The organism is Limosilactobacillus avistercoris, assembly GCF_014836425.1.
Taxonomy (GTDB): domain Bacteria; phylum Bacillota; class Bacilli; order Lactobacillales; family Lactobacillaceae; genus Limosilactobacillus; species Limosilactobacillus agrestimuris.
Genome location: NZ_JACSQW010000045.1, coordinates 1 through 3,253, shown reverse-complemented (window position 1 = coordinate 3,253; position 3,253 = coordinate 1). Strand labels below are relative to the sequence as shown.

The 3,253-nt window shown below is 50.8% G+C and carries 2 rRNA genes; both read right to left on the bottom strand.

The features are described from left to right. Nucleotides 1-117 (bottom strand): 5S ribosomal RNA (gene rrf / locus H9564_RS08970). Between the two features lie 76 nt (nucleotides 118-193). Further along, nucleotides 194-3,116: ribosomal RNA gene (locus tag H9564_RS08965) — 23S ribosomal RNA — on the bottom strand. Nucleotides 3,117-3,253: the final 137 nt, after the last annotated feature.

Genomic DNA, 3,253 nt, shown 5'->3' with positions numbered 1-3,253 from the left:
GCGTGGCAACGTCCTATCCTCGCAGGGAGCGATCCCCCAACTACTTTTGGCGTGTTGAAGCTTAACTTCTGTGTTCGGCATGGGAACAGGTGTATCCTTCAAGCCATCATCACCACACTTACCCTTCTGGGCAAGAGCTTGCGCTCTCAAAACTAAATAATATCTTTTCTTCCAAACCTTACTTCCGCTTAACTTGGTTAAGTCCTCGACCGATTAGTAATGGTCCGCTCCATGCCTCACGGCACTTCCACTTCCATCCTATCTACCACATCATCTTTGTGGGGTCTTACTTCCCGAAGGAATGGGAAATCTCATCTCGAGGCGAGTTTCACACTTAGATGCTTTCAGCGTTTATCTCGTCCATACATAGCTACCCAGCAGTGCTCCTGGCGGAACAACTGGTACACCAGCGGTATGTCCATCCCGGTCCTCTCGTACTAAGGACAGGTCCTCTCAAATTTCCTACGCCCGCGACGGATAGGGACCGAACTGTCTCACGACGTTCTGAACCCAGCTCGCGTACCGCTTTAATGGGCGAACAGCCCAACCCTTGGGACCGACTACAGCCCCAGGATGCGATGAGCCGACATCGAGGTGCCAAACCTCCCCGTCGATGTGGACTCTTGGGGGAGATAAGCCTGTTATCCCCAGGGTAGCTTTTATCCGTTGAGCGATGGCCCTTCCATACGGAACCACCGGATCACTAAGCCCGACTTTCGTCCCTGCTCGACCTGTCTGTCTCGCAGTCAAGCTCGCTTGTGCCTTTACACTCTGCGAATGATTTCCAACCATTCTGAGCGAACCTTTGGGCGCCTCCGTTACCTTTTGGGAGGCGACCGCCCCAGTCAAACTGCCCACCTGACACTGTCTCCCAGCACGTTTAGTGCTGCGGGTTAGAGTGGTCATAATGCAAGGGTAGTATCCCACCAACGCCTCCGTCGAAACTAGCGTTCCGACTTCTATGGCTCCTACCTATCCTGTACAAGCAGTACAAACACTCAATATCAAGCTACAGTAAAGCTCCATGGGGTCTTTCCGTCCTGTCGCGGGTACCCTGCATCTTCACAGGGATTTCAATTTCACCGAGTCTCTCGTTGAGACAGTGCCCAGATCGTTACGCCTTTCGTGCGGGTCGGAACTTACCCGACAAGGAATTTCGCTACCTTAGGACCGTTATAGTTACGGCCGCCGTTTACTGGGGCTTCAATTCAGAGCTTCGCCGAAGCTAACCCTTCCTTTTAACCTTCCAGCACCGGGCAGGCGTCAGCCCCTATACTTCATCTTACGATTTTGCAGAAACCTGTGTTTTTGATAAACAGTCGCCTGGGCCTATTCACTGCGGCTGGTCTTGCGACCAGCACCCCTTCTCCCGAAGTTACGGGGTCATTTTGCCGAGTTCCTTAACGAGAGTTCACTCGCTCACCTTAGGATTCTCTCCTCGACTACCTGTGTCGGTTTGCGGTACGGGCAGTTAACATGCTCCTTAGAAGCTTTTCTCGGCAGTGTGACATCGGCAACTTCGCTACTATAATTTCGCTCCCCATCACAGCTTGTCAACCCGAATGTAAGCATTTGACTCACATCCTGACTTACTGCTTGGCCTCACTCTTCCAATCGTGAGGTTTGCTTAGCCTCCTGCGTCCCTCCATCGTCAAACGCAGTTAACTGGTACAGGAATCTCAACCTGTTATCCATCGCCTACGCCTCTCGGCCTCGGCTTAGGTCCCGACTTACCCTGGGAGGACGAGCCTTCCCCAGGAAACCTTAGTCATTCGGTGGACAGGATTCTCACCTGTCTTTCGCTACTCATACCGGCATTCTCACTTCTAAGCGCTCCACCAGTCCTCACGGTCTAGCTTCACCGCCCTTAGAACGCTCTCCTATCACGTGCACGTAGTGCACATCCACAGTTTCGGTAATATGCTTAGCCCCGGTACATTTTCGGCGCAGAATCACTCGACTAGTGAGCTATTACGCACTCTTTAAATGGTGGCTGCTTCTGAGCCAACATCCTAGTTGTCTATGCAACTCCACATCCTTTTCCACTTAGCATATATTTAGGGACCTTAACTGGTGATCTGGGCTGTTCCCCTTTACACGGTGGATCTTATCACTCATCGTGTGACTCCTGGGCATAAATCAATGGCATTCGGAGTTTATCTGAAGTTGGTAACCCATGACGGGCCCCTTGTCCAAACAGTAGCTCTACCTCCACGATTCTTTATCCCAAGGCTCCCCCTAAAGAGATTTCGGAGAGAACCAGCTATCTCCAAGTTCGTTTGGAATTTCACCGCTACCCACACCTCATCCCAGCCATTTTCAACTGACACGGGTTCGGTCCTCCAGTGCGCTTTACCGCACCTTCAACCTGGACATGGGTAGGTCACCTGGTTTCGGGTCTACAACTACATACTTCATACGCCCATTTCAGACTCGCTTTCGCTGCGGCTCCAGTTTTTCCACCTTAACCTTGCATGCAATCGTAACTCGCCGGTTCATTCTGCAAGAGGCACGCCGTCACCCATTAATGGGCTCCGACAGCTTGTAGGCACATGGTTTCAGGAACTATTTCACTCCCCTTCCGGGGTGCTTTTCACCTTTCCCTCACGGTACTGGTTCACTATCGGTCACTAGGGAGTATTTAGCCTTGCGAGATGGTCCTCGCAGCTTCCGACGGGGTTTCACGTGTCCCGCCGTACTCAGGATCCTGAACTGAGGGAGTGACGTTTCGTCTACTGGGCTCTCACCATCTCTGGCACAGCTTCCCAACTGTTTCGACTACGTCGCTCTTTGGTAACTCAAATGTTCAGTCCTACAACCCCAACGAGCAAGCTCGTTGGTTTGGGCTCTTCCCCGTTCGCTCGCCGCTACTGAGGGAATCGAATTTTTCTTTCTCTTCCTGCAGCTACTGAGATGTTTCAGTTCACTGCGTCTACCGCTTGCTAGCTATAGATTCACTAGTCAAGCAACCAACGACTAAGTTGGTTGGGTTTCCCCATTCGGAAATCTCCGGATCAAAGCGTACTTACCGCTCCCCGAAGCATATCGGTGTTAGTCCCGTCCTTCATCGGCTCCTAGTACCAAGGCATTCACCATGCGCCCTTCATAACTTAACCTTGATAATCACGAAGTGATTATCGGATTAATTGAGTTAGCGATTATTTCTAAAAAACTCAAAATAACGCGGTGTTCTCGGTTTGTTTTGTTAATTAATAAAGAAAATTGATATTATTTAGTTTTCAAAGTGCAAGCT